We start from the raw sequence: 14,878 nt of genomic DNA, 5'->3' as shown, positions 1-14,878 counted from the left end.
TGAAGCTAGCTCTTCCGCCAACCACCACGACGATCCCCCGAACATGATTCGGCACGGAGGCCATAATCGCCGTATGGACGAACTTGATTCGGCGATCATCCGGCATCTGCAGCGCGATGCGCGGCAGACCAACCGGGACCTCGCCCGTACCCTCGGCATCGCCCCGTCGACCTGCCTCGAACGCATCCGCGCACTGCGAGCCCGTGGAGCCATCACCGGCTACCACGCCGCAGTCGACCCGGCCGCCCTGAACCGGCACGTCCAGGCGCTCATCCACTTCCAGATCCGCCCCCTCAGCCGGGCGGTCATCGAGGCGTTCAAGACCTATGCCGCCGGCCTGCCCGAGGTCAGCACGGTCTACGTGGTCACCGGCGGCGACGACATGATCGTGCACGTCTCCGCGCCCAGCGTGGACTACCTCCACGGCTTCCTCATGGACAAGTTCACGGAGCGCCGCGAAGTCGTCGGCTTCCGCACCTCGGTGATCTACCAACACGCCCACAACCAGGTCCTCGCCCCCCTCACGCCGTGATCGCCCCATCCCCCGTGAATGCGCGTGAGAGAATGGATGGTCAGGTCACCAGGCAGAAGGGTTCCTCGCCGTGTCTGACGCTACGCCGCCGCCGGTCCATCTCGACAAGGTGGTGCAGGGGCTGGCGGGGAACCCAACCCTCCCGTCCGCGCTCGTGCGTCGCCTCCTTGCCTATCGCAAGGGGCTGGGCGGGGTGGCCTAGCGGCCAGACCTGAGCGATGACGTGATCGCCGAGATCATTGCCGCCGATGATCACTGGCTCACACACTCTCTCGCCCTCAACCGGAGCCTCCCGCACAACTTCCGGATGATGCTCGCCGCCCACCCGGATCCCGCGATACGCAGAGCTGTGGCGATTGCTGCAGACGCCGCACCGCGAGAGCTGTTCGAGCAGCTCCTCGGCGACGCAGACACCCAGGTACGGGAACACCTGGCGGAGAGCGGTCACATACCGCCGGATCTGCGGGCCCGGCTGGCGGCCGACCCGGAGCCGAAGGTCCGAGCGACGCTCGCCCAATGGTGGACGCATGCTCCCGAACCGGTGCGCCGCCTCCTGCTGACGGATCCCGACGACTCGGTACGCGCAGCAGCCTGTTCGACCTACTACCGTCGGATTCCTCATCCCGTTCCGCCGGCCGACCTGCTGCCGGTGCTGCTGGCTGACCCGGTCACGCGCGCTGGGGCGGTGCGCCACTGCACGCTGGACGCCCACACCGCCCGTTGGCTGGCCGATGATCCGGACGGCGAAGTACGCAGGGAACTCGCGGCGCACGCCGACCTCCCGCCGGCGCTGCGCGACAAGCTCGCCGCGGACGCCAATCCGCGGGTCACGCTCCGCATCTTCGCCCGGCAGGACACCCTGGAGTCAACCCGCGCTGCGATCCATGCACAGATCCTGACGGACGTGCCCGTGCCGGGCTGGCTCGCGAACCACCAGGTAATGGACGACGACGCGCTCGAACGGGAGTTCATGGGGGAGATAGCGCGTGCGGAGCTTCGGACACTGGGTCTGCCGTGGGTGACGGCTGATCCTCTGCCCTACGTGGACTCGCCGTATGTGTGCTTCCGTGCATCGGCCGCGATGGCCGACGACCTCCCGGCACCAGTCGGAGCCCGGCTGCTTGACGACGAGGAGAGCAGCGTCCGCACGACCATGGCTCTGCACGCCCGTGACCAGATCGATTCCGCCACCGCCGAGCGCATCGACCGCAGTTACCGCCCGGACAAGATGGTCCGGTGGCGTCCGGCGGACGACCTTCCCCTCCCGGTGGACGTCCTTCGGCGTCTGGCCACCGATCACGACCCGAGAATGAGGCAACTGGCCCTCCGGGACCCGGACTTGCCGATCGAATCCGTGCGTCGCCTTGCGGCCGATCCCGATCACGCGGTGCGTCGCGCGACGGCGGCCCATCCCAGTCTCCCGGCGGAGGACTTGACGCGGCTGCTGGCCGATCCATCGGAGTCGGTCGCGAGCGCCGCAGCCGGTAACCCCAGCCTGCCATCCGCAGCCATGCACAGGATCCTTGCCCTGGCAGGCTTGTGATACTTCGTTGAGTGTTGCCAAGGGCCGGTGAGGCCGTGACCGTCGGCAACTTGCGAGGGCTCGCCAGGAGTCAGCCGTGGTCCGGTCGTTACGCCCCGCCGAGCCAGCTCGTGGCGTCCAGCCGGTAGGCCGTCTCCGCCGGTACGACGGTGCGCAGCGCGGCCTCGATGTCCCGGACGCGATCCGCGCCGAGCGTCGTGGCCCACTCCGCGCGCAGTTCGTCGAAGATCGCGGCTGAGCGGGCCAGGGCGTCGTAGCCGTGCGGGGTCAGGCGGACGAGCTTGCGGCGGGCGTCGGCGGGGTCGTCGGTGCGCTCCGCGTAGCCGACGGCGAGGAGGCGGTCCACGGTCTTGCCCGCGGCCTGCTTCGACACGCCGAGCCGGCGCCCGATGTCGCTGGCGGTCGCCCCCCGCGCGCCGATGGCTTGCATGGCGAAGCCGTACGCCGGGCGCAGGTCGGGGTGGCCCTCGGCGGCGAGGCGGGCGTGGAGCCGATCGATCAGGGTGCGGAATCCGCCGAAGAGGAGAAGCGGCAGCTCGTATCCCGGCTCATACCCCTTGCCGCTATCGACAACCTGGTTTACGTTTTCTGCATCGAGATGGCCAACCATGTTGTCCATCCTAGTCCACTTCGTCTGGAGCTGCCTTGCGCAACGACCTGTCCGCCCGCACCGCAAACGCCGTCGCCCTCCTGAAGGAGTCACCGCACATCCTGGACGGCTTCCTGAAGCTCACCGAGATCTTCGAGTCCACGACATTGGACCCGCACTCCCGCGAGACCGTCATCCTCACCGTCGCGGCCCGCAACCAGTGCCACCTGTGCGTGGACATGCACGAGGCGAAGCTCGCCTCCCTGGGGCCGGCGTCGGACCCTGAACGCCTCGAGGCCGTACGGCAGTTCACCCTCCAGGTCCTCGCCTCGTCGGGTGCCGTGAGCGACGAGGAGCTGGAGCGGTTCCAGAGCTTCGGCTACACGCGCCAGAACGCCCTGGAGGTGGTCCTGGGCATCGGCGCGTACACGGTCTCGACGTTTGCGAACCGGCTCACACGAGCCGTGTGACGGATCGGCTTCGGTACGCGCCTGGCAGAGCTCGTGACGGGGGGCGTCAGGCGTCGGGTCGAAGGCTCGTGGCGGGAACACCTTCATTGCCCAGGGGGCCGGTGACGATGTAGAACCAGCCGTCGCCGTCACTGCCGGGGCGTGCCTCGACGATCTTGCCCGTGAGCCATTGATCGGGGGTTTGGGCCGGCTGGAGTCCCAGGCTGCCGACGGGCTGGTACGTCACAGTGTCACCGGGCTGGAAGACGCGTGACCTGACGAGCTTTTCGGGAACCGTGACGGTGGAGCCATCTGTGCGGGTGACGGCGTAGGCCATGCCGTTGTCGCCGCTCCTGACGGAGGTGATGCGTCCTACCTCCGGCGGGACGGGGTTTGTGAGGGAAGCGGTGGCCGAGATCGGGACGTAGGTGGCGGGTGTCGGGGGGAAGAACTCGATGTGGTCGCCGATTTGGTAGGCCATGGTGTGCTCTCCTCCGGTTCCAAGCGTGGCCCCCTCCGTCCTGTAGCGGGCTGTGGACGAGGCGCACCGGGCTACGGACAACGTGTCCGCAGTCCACGAGAGCACGTACGGCACCGCGCCGGGTCAGCATGATCGATTCAGCGGTGAAGACGGTCACCCCCTTGGGGGAGCACCTCGGCGGGTGACCATCGTGATCGGGCGTGCTGGAGACCGCCGGTCAGCGCTGCCGGCGCGTCGTCCGTCTCCCTGAAGGGGAGGCTCACCCCCTCGCCGGGCACGCCGAACCGAGCGCGTCCGAGCTGTCCACCACCGGCCTGCTCACCTGGCCCCACCAGATCAACAGCGGTCTCTGCGACCGCCTCCTGCCCGCCCCGTTGCCGCGGCGACATGAGCGGCGATGGCGTGCACGCTGTCGGCGGTGGCATCGGCATCACCGTCGAATCCGCACCCGGCCACCAGCCGCCCGGTCTGCGCATGATCCCCCTCACCGGCCCTTCGACCACCGCCGACCAGGTCGTCCTCACCCCCCTCCGAGCCGTCGGACACGGCCACGGCACTGCGCGATCTGCTGCTGCACGCCTCGTCGGCGTAGTCGCCCCCACGTGAAGCGGTTCAGCCGCATCGCGCGCGGCGGCCGGCCACCGCCCGTGCTTGGGTGCAGTCCCCAGGCATTCGAGGCGGACGACCTGGTCGCCGCCGAACTCCACGCCGACGACTTCTCCCGGTGTCTCGTGATGCTCGAGGCGTTCGACAGCGGGACGTGGACGGTGGCCGCCCCACCCGAAACGCCCGACCAGCACGACATCGTGAAGGCAGTCCGGACGCGATACGCCCGTTCGGAAAGCGACCTCCCCAGGGCGTTCCGAGAGCGAGCCGTGACGGGCCGGAACCGTTTGTAAGGCCCGGGTTACAGGGCGGCGGAGTCCCGGGGCGCGCTGAGCCGGGCGACCGCCTCGACCACCGCCGCGCGGTGCCGGGCCCGGCGCTGCGGTGTCCACCCGGAACCGCCCTCGCCGCCCAGCGCACCGCCCGCCATCGTGAACCACGACTGCGCCAGGGCCAGCACCAGAGCCAGGATGTCGTCCGGCAGGTAGGCGGGGTCCACCAGCCCGTCCTGCTGCGCTGTGGAGAGCGCGGCGACCTTGCGGTCGTAGGCCTCGGCCTCGAGTGCCGTTGCCTCCGGCCGCTCCAGCAGCTTCCACGTCACCAGCCGGATGAGCCGCGGGTCCGCCACGAGGTGGTCGAAGATCGCCCCGGCGTACCCGGGCAGGTCCTCCGCGTCGAAGGGCACGGACTCCGCGCCCTTCTCCAGCGCTTGCTGGATGACCGTGTCGAAGAGCTGCTCTTTGTTCCCGTAGTAGGCGTAGATCATCCGCTTGTTCGCGCCGGCCGCCTCCGCGATGCGGTCGACCCGGGCTCCGGCGATGCCGTAGCGGGCGAACTCGTCGAACCCGGCCTCCAGGATCCGGGCCCTCGTTGCTTGGGAATCGCGTGCCATGTCGCTCAGGCTAGCAAGTAACTATCTAGTTATTGACAAACGGGCGAGGTCACTCCACTCTGGAACTAACCAGTTAGTTACTAACCCCCCAGAGAGGACATCGATCATGGAACTGCGTGCACTCGGCAGCCAGGGCCTCCACGTCGGCGCCGAAGGCCTCGGCTGCATGGGCATGACCGCCTTCTACGGCGCGACCGACGAGGCCGAATCGCTGGCGACCATCGACCGCGCCCTTGAGCTCGGCGTCACCCTGCTCGACACCGCCGAGGGCTACGGCCCCTTCCGCAACGAGCAGCTGATCGGCAAGGCCCTCGGGGCCCTCGCCGGCCACCGCCGCGACCAGGTCGTCATCGCCACCAAGACCGGCCTCGAGTTCGACGACGACGGCGCAATGCACGGCTTCAACGGCCGCCCGGAGTACATCCACCGCGCCGCGGACCGCTCCCTGCGCCACCTGGGCACCGACCACATCGACCTGTACTACCTGCACCGCATCGACCCGAACGTGCCCGTGGAGGAGAGCATCGGCGCCATGTCCGAGCTCGTCACGGCCGGCAAGGTCCGCTACGTCGGCGTCAGCGAAGCCGCCGCGGACACGATCCGGCGCGCCCACGCCGTCCACCCCCTCACGGCCGTCCAGACGGAGTACTCCCTCTTCGAGCGGGGCATCGAGACCGACGGGGTGAAGGCCACCCTCGACGAGCTCGGCATCGGCCTCGTCGCCTACGCCCCGCTGGGCCGCGGCTTCCTCTCCGGCGCCATCACCACTCCCGACGACTTCGCGGCCGACGACTTCCGCCGCACGGACCCCCGCTTCCAGGGCGAGAACTTCGCCCGCAACCTCGCCGTCGTCGACGCCGTCCGGCGCCTGGCAGAAGGGAAGTCCGCCACCCCGTCCCAGCTCGCCCTCGCCTGGGTCCTGCACCAGGGCGCCGTCGCCATCCCGGGCACCAAGCGCCGCCGGTACCTGGAGGAGAACGTCGCCGCCATGGACATCACGGTGACCGCGCAGGACATCGCCGCGATCGAGGCGGTCGCCCCGCTGGGGATCGTCTCCGGCGACCGCTACTCGCCCGAACTCATGCAGACCCTGAACGGCTGACCCCGCGCCGCATGGCGCTCTGTCGATCAGGGTTCACGCAGACGTACGGCGAGGGCGGCGATGTCGTCGTCAAGGCGGCCCCTGCTGTAGCGGAGGAGGTCGCGGTGAAGGGCCGTGAGCAGTTCACGGGGCGGTGTCGGCGGCTGTTGACGCATCCAGGCTGCCAACGGGAAGAACTCGCCGTCGCGCGCGCGGGCCTCGGCGATCCCGTCGGTGTAGAGGAGCAGCAGGTCGCCGGGAGCGAAGTCGAAGGTGTCGACGTTGTAGTGATCGCCGATCAGCTCCGCGAGGCTGAGCAGCGGCGAGGGGGTGTCCGACTCGAGGACACGCAGTGCCCCGCGGCTCAGGAGCAGAGGCGGAGGGTGTCCGCAGTTGAGGATGACGATACGTCTTTCCTCGTGCGGGATCTCGGCGAGGAGGGCGGTGGCGAAGCGCTCCATCGGCCCGTCGGGGGGAAAGGCGGCGTTGTATCGAGTGCTGCTGGCGTCCAGCCTGCGTGCGACGTTGACCAGGTCGATCTCACCGTACGCCGCCTCCCGGAAGGCGTTGACGATCGCCGCGGCCGCCCCCACTGCCGGCAGCCCCTTGCCCCGTACGTCCCCGATGAGCAGCCTGATGCCGTACGGCGTGTCGGCCACCTCGTAGAAGTCCCCGCCGATGCTGGCCTCCGCCGCGGCCGCGAGGTACAGCGATTCGATCTCGACGTTCCCGAGGCGCCGCGGCAGAGGGCTCAGCACTACCTGCTGCGCCGCGTCGGCGACGAGCCGCACCTGAAAGAGGGTGCGCTCCCGCTGGAGGCGGAGATGGCTTCCGTACGCGGCGGCCACGGTGACCGCGATGATCCCCGCGGCCGTCCACCACGTTCCCAGGTCGGGGAAGACGAGGCTGAGCCCGATCATCAGGAGGAGGCAGACCGTCCCGAGCAGGACGGTGGGGAGAACCGGCCACATGGCGGCGGCCAGGGCCGGCGCCGCCGGCAGGAGGCGACTGAAGGCCATTTCCGGCGGAGTGTTGTAGGCCAGGCTGGCGATCACGACGGTCAGAATGACCGGCGACAGCCGCACAAGCCATCCCCGGCCGTAGCGGCGACGGAGCCGCGGCCGTCCGGACTCGATCACACTACACAGAATATCTACGCAACCAGGGCATAGCTCTTCGGCGAACGGAGTAGGCCGCCCGACCCTCCCCAACCAAAGACGCATTCGAACGCTTGATTGAATCGGTGAAAGATGTCGTGCGCCCCGGTGGGCCTCTGGCGGGGGTCAGGCCGGGCGCGGAACGTAGGCGAGGCCGTGCGCGCCGGGTTCGCCGAGCTTGGCGATGTCCAGCCGGGCCAGGCGTTCGAGCCTCTCCAGGTCGATGACGTCGACGGTGGACGAGACGACGCACGCCACATAGGCGAGCCGGCCGTCGGGGGACGAGGTGATCGTCAGCGGGAAGAGACCGACCTCGAGGTCGCCCAGCTGCTTGCGGGTGTCGGCGCAGAACACGGTGAGGCGGCCCGGTGCGTGGTGCCCGAGTCGGGAGACGGGGTCGGGCGCCATGCGCACCTCGCCCGCGAGCAGCCTGCCCGTCGAGGTCACGTGCACCGGCAGGACGATGTCCCCGGCGGGCAGGGTGTCGACGACGGCCGCCGTCCGGGTGTCGATGACCCGGATCCCGGTGGGCGGCCGATCCTCCGCGGAGCCGGAGAAATCGCCGTAGGGCGCGGCGACGAAGACGTGCCTGCCGTCGGCGGAGACGGCGAGGCCCTCACTGCCCGGTACCTCGACCTTCGCGGTGAGGCTGCCCCGTTCGAGGTCGACGACCGAAACGAACGGCGCTTCCTTGTTGGTGGCGTAACCCGTCCGCCCCGCCGGATCGATGGCGAACCAGTGCGGGCCGGGCGCGTCCGTATCGATCCTGCCCAGGGGCCGACGGGTCCGCGTGTCGATCACCACGACACCGCCGGGCCGGTCCTCCGAACCCTCCACGCTGACGTAGAGGCGATCTCGCTCCGCATCCAACGCCAGGCCGTGCGGCCCGTGTTCCGGAGCCAGGTCGACGACCTCGACGATGCGGCGGGTGTCAGGGTCGATGACGGCCAGTTCGGTGCGCCGGCCGCCGTTCGCGTGGTAGTAGCCCGAGCGGTACGTCAACGTGCACCACAGCAGTCGCTGCGTCGGGTCGAAACACAACTCGTGGGGCTCGGCGGGGACTTCCAGGTCGACGAGGTGCCGGTCGGAAGCGGCGTCGAAGAACGAGACCGTCGGTCCGCTCTGACTGACGACGGCGAGGACGTCGCCTTCCCTACCGGCGCGGGGGGACTGCTGCACAGCGGCTCCTTGAAAGGGGGGTGAAGTGAATGCCGCGAGTCTTCGCGGGCATGTCCACTCTCCGCGCCGGAAGACGCCGCGAACAATGCAAAGATTGACATCGAATCATTGACTCAGGCGTAAAAGTGCAGCTCAGGAGGCATTCGTGGATCTCAACCTGCTGAGAGTCCTGGACGCCCTGCTCCAGGAGAACAGCGTGACCCGCGCAGCGGAGCGCCTGGGCACCTCGCCCGCGGCGGTCAGCCGCACCCTCGCCCGGCTCCGCCGCGCCGTCGGTGACCCGCTGCTGGTCCGGGCCGGCCAGGGGCTGGTCCCGACCCCGCGCGCCGTCGAACTCCGGGAGGAGGTCGGCGCGTTGCTGCGCGGCTGCGACAACGTCCTGCGGCCCGGCCCCGGTTTCGATGCCGTGCATCTCCAGCGCACCTTCACGGTGCAGGCCGCCGACCTGCTGCTGGTGGGACTGGCCGCGAGCCTGACCGAGCGGATCCACGCCGAGGCCCCGCAGGTGGACGTCGTCTTCCTGCCGGAGGCATTGGAGGGCGGCCCTGGGCTGCGGCAGGGATGGGTGGACGTCGAGCTGGGCGTCCTGGGACACCTGGATCCGGAGATCCGGACCCGCCCGCTGAGGCGGACGCCGCTGGTCGGCATCGCCCGCAGCGGTCACCCCCTCTTCGACCGGCCGATCGACGCCCGCCGTTTCGCCGCGGCCGACCACATCGGCATCTCCCGGCTCGGCAAGCGCCTCGGACCCATCGACACCGCGCTCGCGGAACTCGGGCTGCAACGCCGGACCGCGGTCGTGGTGCCCAGCCACACGAGCGCGATGATGCTCGCCCGGGACACCGACCTCGTCGCGCTCAGCCTGGCCGACTGGCTCCCCGACACCGTCACCGCCATGGGACTGCGGACGTTCCCCATCCCCCTCGAACTGGCCCCCCTCGACCTCGGGATGGCCTGGCACCCCCGCAACTCGACCGATCCGGGGCACCGCTGGTTCCGCGAACACCTGACGGCCGCCGTCCTGGCCCCGACGGGACCGGGGACGGCAGCCGCCCGCACCGCCAACTGACGTCACCCTCCCTCTGTCGCTGCCCCTGTGACGGTGTCTCAGGCCACCGCCTCGTAGGCCGAGTGCGGGTGTTCGTGCTCGCAGGCGCCGTCGATTCCGTACGTCTCCCACGCCGGGAAATCGTCCTCGGGGGGCACGGGCTCGTGCGCGTCGAGCAGGCAGGCTTCGAGGGCCGCCCGGAGGGCTTCAGGACGCAGCCCGGTGCCGATGAAGACGAGTTCCTGGCCCTGGCTGCTGTCCGGGCCGAGGGCGCCCGCGGGCTCGAAGCGGGCCACCGCGCCCGCCTGTGACCAGAGACCGGTCACGCGGGGGCGGCTGGCGAGCCGGAAGAACCCCTTTGAGCGCAGGATCCGGCCGAAGGTGCCGCTGTCGAGGCCCTTGGTGACGAAAGTCCACAGGCGGCCGGGGTGGAAGGGGAGATCGGAGCGGAAGACGAGGGAGGAGATGCCGTACTCCTCCGTTTCCGGAACATGGTCGCCGTTGAGCTCCTTGACCCAGCCTGGCGCCTGCTGGGCCCGTTCGACGTCGAACAGACCGGTGCCCAGCACCTGTTCGAGCGCGACACGCCCACGGACGGCAGGGACGACGCGGGCCTCGGGGTTGAGGCGGGCGAGGGCGGCACGCAGCACAGCGGCCTGGTCCGGCCCGACCAGGTCGAGCTTGTTGAGGACGATGACGTCCGCGAACTCGACCTGGTCCACGAGGAGGTCGCTCACGGTGCGTTCGTCGTCCTCGTACTGGTCGAGTCCGCGCGCGGCGAGTTCGTCGCCACCCGCGAGTTCCGGCAGGAAGTTCGCCGCGTCGACCACGGTGACCATGGTGTCGAGACGGGCGAGATCGCCGAGGGTGGCGCCGTCGTCGCGGGGGAACGAGAACGTGGCGGCGACCGGCATGGGTTCCGAGATGCCGCTCGACTCGATGAGCAGGTGGTCGAAGCGGCCCTCACGGGCGAGGCGGTCGACCTCTTCGAGCAGGTCGTCGCGCAGGGTGCAGCAGATGCAGCCGTTGGTCATCTCGACCAGGCGTTCCTCGGTGCGCGACAGGGCCGCCTCGCCGCCGCGCACGAGCGCGGCGTCGATGTTGACCTCGCTCATGTCGTTGACGATCACCGCGACCCGCAGTCCCTCGCGGTTGCCGAGGACGTGGTTGAGCAGGGTGGTCTTTCCCGCACCGAGGAAGCCGGACAGGACGGTCACGGGCAGTCGGTCGTACGTCGTCATGAGCGGCTCAGCCTTCGGGGCGCAGCAGACCGCGCTCGTAGGCCTTCACCAGGCGCTGCGGCACCCGGTACACCGAGCCGTCGACCGTGATCGGGACGAGCTGCGGTGTGCTGGCCTTCCACTGGGCCCTGCGGTGACGGGTGTTGCTCCGGGACGTCTTCCGCTTCGGGACTGCCATCGGTATCTCCTGGGTGAGTTGTGGGGTGTTGTCGTTTGCCGACGCCGGCGGGTTGCGCCGCGGCCTATCGGGTGCCGTACGGGAGCAGGGCCATTTCGCGGGCGTTCTTGACGGCGGCGGCGAGCTGTCGCTGCTGCTGGGCGGTGACGCGGGTGACGCGGCGGCTACGGATCTTGCCCCGGTCGGAGACGAACTTCCGCAGCAGGTCGGTGTCCTTGTAGTCGATGTAGGTGATCCCTGCTGCGTCCAGCGGGTTGGGGCGGGCCTTGAGCGGCTTGTGGGCGTTCTGGCGGCGGGCCATGCGCGTTCCTTGCGGTCGTGGAGTCGTCGGGTGGTACGGGTCTTACGAGACGGGGTCGAGGAGGGAGTCGAAGGCGGCTGGAAGGGATCTCCACGCCTCCGGTCCCGCCGCGTATTCGGCGTCGGTGAGCAGGCAGGACTCCAGGAGTCGTTCCAGGCCGTGGCGATCGAGGCCGGGGGAGGTGAAGACGAGGTGCTGGCAGCAGTCGCCGTGCTCGGGATGCCAGTGGAGCGAGGCCGCCGCCCTGCGCATCGGCGGGACCAGCTCCCAGGCGGCGTCCGGCAGGGACGCCAGCCAGGGGCCGGCGTTCTCCACGCACAGGGCGCCGCCCGCCGCGTCCCAGGCCAGCAGGGTGTCGGGGCGGTCGGCGAGCCAGAACCGGCCACGGCTGCGGGCGGCCGCGCAGCACAGGTCTTCCAGGGCCTGGTAGAGGCGCTCGGGATGGAAGGGGCGGCGGCGGTGCCAGACCAAGGTGGTCACCCCCGCTTCCTCCGCCTCCTGGGGGAGCAGGGCGCAGGCCGGGTGCTGGGCGGCGGCCGCCGCTTCCACGTCGAAGCCGGCAAAGGCCGCCTGCGCGAGCTCGCCGGATGCGGCGGACACCTGCCGGGCAGTCGGGTGGAGTTGGGCCAGCAGGGCGCGGTCCTCGTCGTCGGCTTCCTCGCTGTCGACGAGCGCGAGTACGGGCGCGTACTCCAACTGGCGCGCCCAGGTGTCCCCGACCGTGCGCTGATCGGTGGCGGCCGCCGCGAGGCCCGCGTCGGCCAGGTCGTCGCCGTTGACGAGGTAGGGCAGGACGAGGGCCGGGTCGACCGCGGTGATCACGCCGGTGAGGTCGAGTGCGTCGGCGCCGTGCGCGGTGACGACTTCGGCCATCGCCTTGGGTTCGACGGAATCCCACAGCTCGACGACGGCCAGCCGGGTCAGCCCGATGCCGGCCATCCGTTCCAGCTCGGGGACCAGGTCCTCGCGCAGCGCGCAGCAGGCGCAGTCGTTGACGAGGGGCGCTTCGCCCCGGGACAGCTCGCCCGAGGCGTCGCGCACCACGCGCAGCACCGTGCCCGCCGCCGCTGTGGCGAGGTCGTGATGGAGGGCGACGCTGCCGGGTACGGCATGCAGCAGCCGGTCCACGACCTCCTTGCGGGCGTCCGAGTGGAGCCCGCCGACGATGACGACGGGCAGCCTCACGCCTTGCTCCCGTAACGGCGCTCGAAGCGCTCGACGCGGCCGGCGGTGTCCAGGACGCGGGCGGTGCCGGTGTAGAAGGGGTGGCTCTGCGAGGAGATCTCCACGTCTATGACGGGGTAGGTGTTGCCGTCCTCCCACTCCACCGTTTTGCCGCTGGTGGCGGTCGAGCGGGTGAGGAAGGCGAAGTCGGCGGCCTTGTCGCGGAAGACGACGGGGCCGTAGGCGGGGTGGATCCCGGGCTTCATGACGGTTCCTTCAGGCAGGAGGGGCGGGGGTCAGCGCTCTTCGCGGAAGTCGACGTGCCGGCGGACCACAGGGTCGAACTTGCGCAGCACCATGCGGTCCGGGTCGTTCCGCCGGTTCTTGCGGGTGACGTACGTGTATCCGGTCCCGGCCGTGGAGCGGAGCTTGACGATCGGGCGTGTTTCGTTGCGTGCCATGCCGCTACTATACGGCAATGGAAATCATTTCCAATAACCACTCCGCCCAGAGAGGGGCAGGTAGCACCTTGTCCGCACACTGCCAGCTGACCGGCGCGAAGCCGGGCTTCGGCCACCACATCTCCCACTCGCACCGGCGTACTTCCCGCCGCTTCGACCCCAACATCCAAAGCAAGCGCTACTGGCTGCCGAGCGAGGGACGGCATGTCCGCCTGACCCTGAGCGCGAAGGCGATCAAGACCGTCGACGTCATCGGCGTCGAAGCGGCCGTGGCCCGGATCCGCGCCCGGGGGGTGAAGGTCTGATGGCCAAGAAGAGCAAGATCGCGCAGAACGAGAAGCGCAGGGCGATCGTCGAGCGGTACGCAGCCCGGCGCGCCGAGCTGAAGGAGGTCCTCCGGAGGCCGTCCTCGACGGAGGCCGAGCGGGGCGCGGCGCTGGCGGAACTGCGCAGGCAGCCCCGCGACGCGAGCGCCACCCGGGTGCGCAACCGGGACGGCGTGGACGGCCGTCCCCGCGGTCACCTGCGGAAGTTCGGGCTCTCGCGCGTCCGGATGCGTGAGCAGGCGCACGCCGGGTTCCTGCCGGGGGTCACCAAGTCGTCCTGGTAGCGCCCGCAGCGCGTGCCCGTCGTACTTCCCGGGACCGGAGGGCGACGGAAGACGCAAGGGAACGGCCCTGCCGCCCCGGATGTCGGGGCGGCAGGGCCGTCGGGTAGCTGTGTCGCCGGGCGATCAGCCGAGGGCGGATGCCGTCCGGGTCGTCGCGGCCTCCGCACCGGCGGGGTCGGTGCGGTGGGCCAGCAGCCGCTGGGCGAGGACGCCGAACACGACCCCGAAGACGGCCCACAGCACGACCTGGACGGACAGCGAGGCCACCCGGAATTCCCACAGCAGCGCGGCGGGGAACTCGGGCTTGACCGCGTCGGTGTTGTCCGGAAGGACGAGGAAGGCCAGCGCCGTGGCGACGACGAAGCCCGCCCCGGCCGTCAGCGTCGCGTTCCAGTTGCCCAGGCGCGGGGCCAGCCGCCGTCCCAGGATGATCGCGCCGACGCCGAGCAGGACGCTGAGCAGGATCATCAGGAAGAACAGCGTGGTGCGCTGGCCGATGGTGTCCGGATTGCCGACCGCCGGCGGGGTGGCCGGGTACTTCAGGAACGGCACCAGGTAGACGGTCGCGAAGGCGCCCGCGGCCGTGAGCGCCGCCGTCGCACGGGGGCTGAACCCGCCGACGCGGCCCAGGGCGAAGGAGAACGCGAGGGAGGCGATACCGCCCAGCGCGACCCCGTAGACCAGCACGCCGGTGGCGAGACCGACGGTCGACTGAACGGGCCGGCTGACGAGCTCTTCCTCCTCCTCGGCGGCGGGGGCGGCAGCACCGTGACCGGCGTGGCCGGCCATCGCACCGGCGTCGGCAACGTCCTTGGCGGCCGTGGCCTCTTCGACGGCGATGGAGCCCCGAACCGGGGGCTCACCGACCACGTAGGCGACGGCGAACGCGAACAGTCCGGCGATCAGGCCCGCGAGCATGCCGCGGACCAGCAGACCTCTGACAGTGGAGGCGTACATGGCGCGTTGGCCTCTCAGTGGCAGGGGAAGCCGAGCAGATGACGGCCGTCGTGCACCCACTCGTGCACGCCCTCGCCGGAGAACACGGCGGTGGCACCCTGCTCGGCGCCGACGAAGTACAGGGCCACGAGCATCAGCAGGCCGACGAACAGCGCCCAGGGCAGCACCGCGCGAACGGGCAGCGGAGCCGACGGCGAAAGGGCGGGGGTGGGTATGGCAGCGGAAGCGGCAGCCTCGGCCATGGTGGACCTCCTCGGGGAACACGCGTCCCATGTGGTGGCGGGGACGACGGTCCTCGGGTCTGACTCGCCGCGCCGCCACCCCCGGAGGTGTGGCATCGCAGCACACAGTGGCGCGACCATGCCGGATTCACACCGGGCTTCCGTCTCGCCGTCGTCGCTATGTGTCA

21 protein-coding genes are annotated in these 14,878 nt (G+C 70.3%); 8 read left to right on the top strand and 13 right to left on the bottom strand.

What is annotated here, in order from left to right:
* Nucleotides 1-73 precede the first annotated feature (73 nt).
* On the top strand, nucleotides 74-532 hold the full coding sequence (locus ACFTXQ_RS13300; protein WP_382639624.1) for an Lrp/AsnC family transcriptional regulator: 459 nt from the start codon (nucleotides 74-76) through the stop codon (nucleotides 530-532).
* Nucleotides 533-755: 223 nt separating this feature from the next.
* On the top strand, nucleotides 756-2,075 hold the full coding sequence (locus ACFTXQ_RS13295; protein ID WP_382639622.1) for a hypothetical protein: 1,320 nt from the start codon (nucleotides 756-758) through the stop codon (nucleotides 2,073-2,075).
* An 88-nt stretch (nucleotides 2,076-2,163) separates the two neighbouring features.
* Here ACFTXQ_RS13295 and ACFTXQ_RS13290 read toward each other — a convergent pair whose 3' ends face one another.
* Complete coding sequence (locus tag ACFTXQ_RS13290; protein WP_382639619.1) at nucleotides 2,164-2,685, bottom strand: MarR family winged helix-turn-helix transcriptional regulator; 522 nt, start codon at nucleotides 2,683-2,685, stop codon at nucleotides 2,164-2,166.
* A 35-nt stretch (nucleotides 2,686-2,720) separates the two neighbouring features.
* Between ACFTXQ_RS13290 and ACFTXQ_RS13285 the strand changes: the two genes are divergently transcribed.
* A complete protein-coding gene (locus ACFTXQ_RS13285; RefSeq protein WP_382639616.1) occupies nucleotides 2,721-3,134 on the top strand; it encodes a carboxymuconolactone decarboxylase family protein in 414 nt (137 codons plus the stop codon).
* A gap of 46 nt (nucleotides 3,135-3,180) precedes the next feature.
* Here the strand turns inward: ACFTXQ_RS13285 and ACFTXQ_RS13280 are convergent, their stop codons facing one another.
* On the bottom strand, nucleotides 3,181-3,594 hold the full coding sequence (locus ACFTXQ_RS13280; RefSeq protein ID WP_382639613.1) for a hypothetical protein: 414 nt from the start codon (nucleotides 3,592-3,594) through the stop codon (nucleotides 3,181-3,183).
* A gap of 402 nt (nucleotides 3,595-3,996) precedes the next feature.
* Between ACFTXQ_RS13280 and ACFTXQ_RS13275 the strand changes: the two genes are divergently transcribed.
* The gene (locus ACFTXQ_RS13275; protein WP_382639610.1) at nucleotides 3,997-4,200 is read left to right on the top strand and encodes a hypothetical protein; all 204 of its coding nucleotides are present in this window, start codon (nucleotides 3,997-3,999) and stop codon (nucleotides 4,198-4,200) included.
* A 301-nt stretch (nucleotides 4,201-4,501) separates the two neighbouring features.
* On the opposite strand, the gene ACFTXQ_RS13270 is transcribed toward ACFTXQ_RS13275, so the two are convergent.
* A complete protein-coding gene (locus tag ACFTXQ_RS13270) occupies nucleotides 4,502-5,092 on the bottom strand; it encodes a TetR family transcriptional regulator (protein WP_382639607.1) in 591 nt (196 codons plus the stop codon).
* Between the two features lie 106 nt (nucleotides 5,093-5,198).
* On the opposite strand from ACFTXQ_RS13270, the gene ACFTXQ_RS13265 reads away from it, so the two are divergent.
* A complete protein-coding gene (locus ACFTXQ_RS13265) occupies nucleotides 5,199-6,194 on the top strand; it encodes an aldo/keto reductase (protein ID WP_382639605.1) in 996 nt (331 codons plus the stop codon).
* A 26-nt stretch (nucleotides 6,195-6,220) separates the two neighbouring features.
* Here ACFTXQ_RS13265 and ACFTXQ_RS13260 read toward each other — a convergent pair whose 3' ends face one another.
* Both ACFTXQ_RS13260 and ACFTXQ_RS13255 read right to left on the bottom strand, forming a co-directional pair.
* Nucleotides 6,221-7,312, bottom strand: a complete 1,092-nt coding sequence (locus ACFTXQ_RS13260; protein WP_382639602.1) for a PP2C family protein-serine/threonine phosphatase — start codon at nucleotides 7,310-7,312, stop codon at nucleotides 6,221-6,223.
* Between the two features lie 144 nt (nucleotides 7,313-7,456).
* Entirely contained in the window at nucleotides 7,457-8,509 is a 1,053-nt protein-coding gene (locus ACFTXQ_RS13255) for a YncE family protein (protein WP_382639599.1), read from the bottom strand.
* Between the two features lie 145 nt (nucleotides 8,510-8,654).
* On the opposite strand from ACFTXQ_RS13255, the gene ACFTXQ_RS13250 reads away from it, so the two are divergent.
* Nucleotides 8,655-9,578 carry a LysR family transcriptional regulator gene (locus ACFTXQ_RS13250; RefSeq protein ID WP_382639596.1) on the top strand — a complete coding sequence of 308 codons (924 nt, stop codon included), beginning with the start codon at nucleotides 8,655-8,657 and terminating at the stop codon, nucleotides 9,576-9,578.
* Between the two features lie 38 nt (nucleotides 9,579-9,616).
* Here the strand turns inward: ACFTXQ_RS13250 and ACFTXQ_RS13245 are convergent, their stop codons facing one another.
* From ACFTXQ_RS13245 to rpmG, 6 genes are all read right to left on the bottom strand, one after another.
* A complete protein-coding gene (locus tag ACFTXQ_RS13245; protein ID WP_382639593.1) occupies nucleotides 9,617-10,798 on the bottom strand; it encodes a GTP-binding protein in 1,182 nt (393 codons plus the stop codon).
* Nucleotides 10,799-10,805: 7 nt separating this feature from the next.
* Complete coding sequence (gene rpmF, locus ACFTXQ_RS13240) at nucleotides 10,806-10,976, bottom strand: 50S ribosomal protein L32 (protein WP_382639590.1); 171 nt, start codon at nucleotides 10,974-10,976, stop codon at nucleotides 10,806-10,808.
* A 64-nt stretch (nucleotides 10,977-11,040) separates the two neighbouring features.
* On the bottom strand, nucleotides 11,041-11,277 hold the full coding sequence (gene rpsR, locus ACFTXQ_RS13235; protein WP_382639587.1) for a 30S ribosomal protein S18: 237 nt from the start codon (nucleotides 11,275-11,277) through the stop codon (nucleotides 11,041-11,043).
* 42 nt (nucleotides 11,278-11,319) lie between these two features.
* Nucleotides 11,320-12,462, bottom strand: a complete 1,143-nt coding sequence (locus ACFTXQ_RS13230; protein ID WP_382639585.1) for a CobW family GTP-binding protein — start codon at nucleotides 12,460-12,462, stop codon at nucleotides 11,320-11,322.
* On the bottom strand, nucleotides 12,459-12,707 hold the full coding sequence (locus ACFTXQ_RS13225) for a type B 50S ribosomal protein L31 (RefSeq protein WP_382639583.1): 249 nt from the start codon (nucleotides 12,705-12,707) through the stop codon (nucleotides 12,459-12,461). The genes ACFTXQ_RS13230 and ACFTXQ_RS13225 overlap by 4 nt, the downstream gene beginning before the upstream one ends.
* A gap of 30 nt (nucleotides 12,708-12,737) precedes the next feature.
* On the bottom strand, nucleotides 12,738-12,902 hold the full coding sequence (gene rpmG, locus ACFTXQ_RS13220; protein WP_382639581.1) for a 50S ribosomal protein L33: 165 nt from the start codon (nucleotides 12,900-12,902) through the stop codon (nucleotides 12,738-12,740).
* A 68-nt stretch (nucleotides 12,903-12,970) separates the two neighbouring features.
* On the opposite strand from rpmG, the gene rpmB reads away from it, so the two are divergent.
* Complete coding sequence (gene rpmB / locus ACFTXQ_RS13215; RefSeq protein WP_382639578.1) at nucleotides 12,971-13,207, top strand: 50S ribosomal protein L28; 237 nt, start codon at nucleotides 12,971-12,973, stop codon at nucleotides 13,205-13,207.
* The gene (gene rpsN / locus ACFTXQ_RS13210; RefSeq protein WP_382639575.1) at nucleotides 13,207-13,512 is read left to right on the top strand and encodes a 30S ribosomal protein S14; all 306 of its coding nucleotides are present in this window, start codon (nucleotides 13,207-13,209) and stop codon (nucleotides 13,510-13,512) included. Before rpmB ends, rpsN begins: the two co-directional genes overlap by 1 nt.
* 123 nt (nucleotides 13,513-13,635) lie before the next feature.
* On the opposite strand, the gene ACFTXQ_RS13205 is transcribed toward rpsN, so the two are convergent.
* Together ACFTXQ_RS13205 and ACFTXQ_RS13200 are read right to left on the bottom strand one after the other, a co-directional pair.
* Complete coding sequence (locus tag ACFTXQ_RS13205; RefSeq protein ID WP_382639573.1) at nucleotides 13,636-14,469, bottom strand: CbtA family protein; 834 nt, start codon at nucleotides 14,467-14,469, stop codon at nucleotides 13,636-13,638.
* Between the two features lie 14 nt (nucleotides 14,470-14,483).
* Entirely contained in the window at nucleotides 14,484-14,711 is a 228-nt protein-coding gene (locus ACFTXQ_RS13200) for a CbtB-domain containing protein (RefSeq protein ID WP_382639570.1), read from the bottom strand.
* Between the last annotated feature and the right edge of the window lie 167 nt (nucleotides 14,712-14,878).

The organism is Streptomyces sp. NPDC057010, assembly GCF_042673805.1.
GTDB lineage: Bacteria > Actinomycetota > Actinomycetes > Streptomycetales > Streptomycetaceae > Streptomyces.
The sequence above is the reverse complement of the archived record's forward strand: the minus strand, read 5'-3'. Positions and strand labels throughout refer to the sequence as shown.

Bases quoted from the DNA above. Each gene is read 5' to 3' on its own strand.
- ACFTXQ_RS13300 (WP_382639624.1), top strand. From the start codon at position 74: ATGGACGAACTTGATTCGGCGATCATCCGGCATCTGCAGCGCGATGCG.
- ACFTXQ_RS13290 (WP_382639619.1), bottom strand. From the start codon at position 2,685: ATGGTTGGCCATCTCGATGCAGAAAACGTAAACCAGGTTGTCGATAGC.
- ACFTXQ_RS13280 (WP_382639613.1), bottom strand. From the start codon at position 3,594: ATGGCCTACCAAATCGGCGACCACATCGAGTTCTTCCCCCCGACACCC.
- ACFTXQ_RS13270 (WP_382639607.1), bottom strand. From the start codon at position 5,092: ATGGCACGCGATTCCCAAGCAACGAGGGCCCGGATCCTGGAGGCCGGG.
- ACFTXQ_RS13265 (WP_382639605.1), top strand. From the start codon at position 5,199: ATGGAACTGCGTGCACTCGGCAGCCAGGGCCTCCACGTCGGCGCCGAA.
- ACFTXQ_RS13245 (WP_382639593.1), bottom strand. From the start codon at position 10,798: ATGACGACGTACGACCGACTGCCCGTGACCGTCCTGTCCGGCTTCCTC.
- rpmF (WP_382639590.1), bottom strand. From the start codon at position 10,976: ATGGCAGTCCCGAAGCGGAAGACGTCCCGGAGCAACACCCGTCACCGC.
- rpsR (WP_382639587.1), bottom strand. From the start codon at position 11,277: ATGGCCCGCCGCCAGAACGCCCACAAGCCGCTCAAGGCCCGCCCCAAC.
- ACFTXQ_RS13225 (WP_382639583.1), bottom strand. From the start codon at position 12,707: ATGAAGCCCGGGATCCACCCCGCCTACGGCCCCGTCGTCTTCCGCGAC.
- rpmG (WP_382639581.1), bottom strand. From the start codon at position 12,902: ATGGCACGCAACGAAACACGCCCGATCGTCAAGCTCCGCTCCACGGCC.
- rpsN (WP_382639575.1), top strand. From the start codon at position 13,207: ATGGCCAAGAAGAGCAAGATCGCGCAGAACGAGAAGCGCAGGGCGATC.
- ACFTXQ_RS13205 (WP_382639573.1), bottom strand. From the start codon at position 14,469: ATGTACGCCTCCACTGTCAGAGGTCTGCTGGTCCGCGGCATGCTCGCG.
- ACFTXQ_RS13200 (WP_382639570.1), bottom strand. From the start codon at position 14,711: ATGGCCGAGGCTGCCGCTTCCGCTGCCATACCCACCCCCGCCCTTTCG.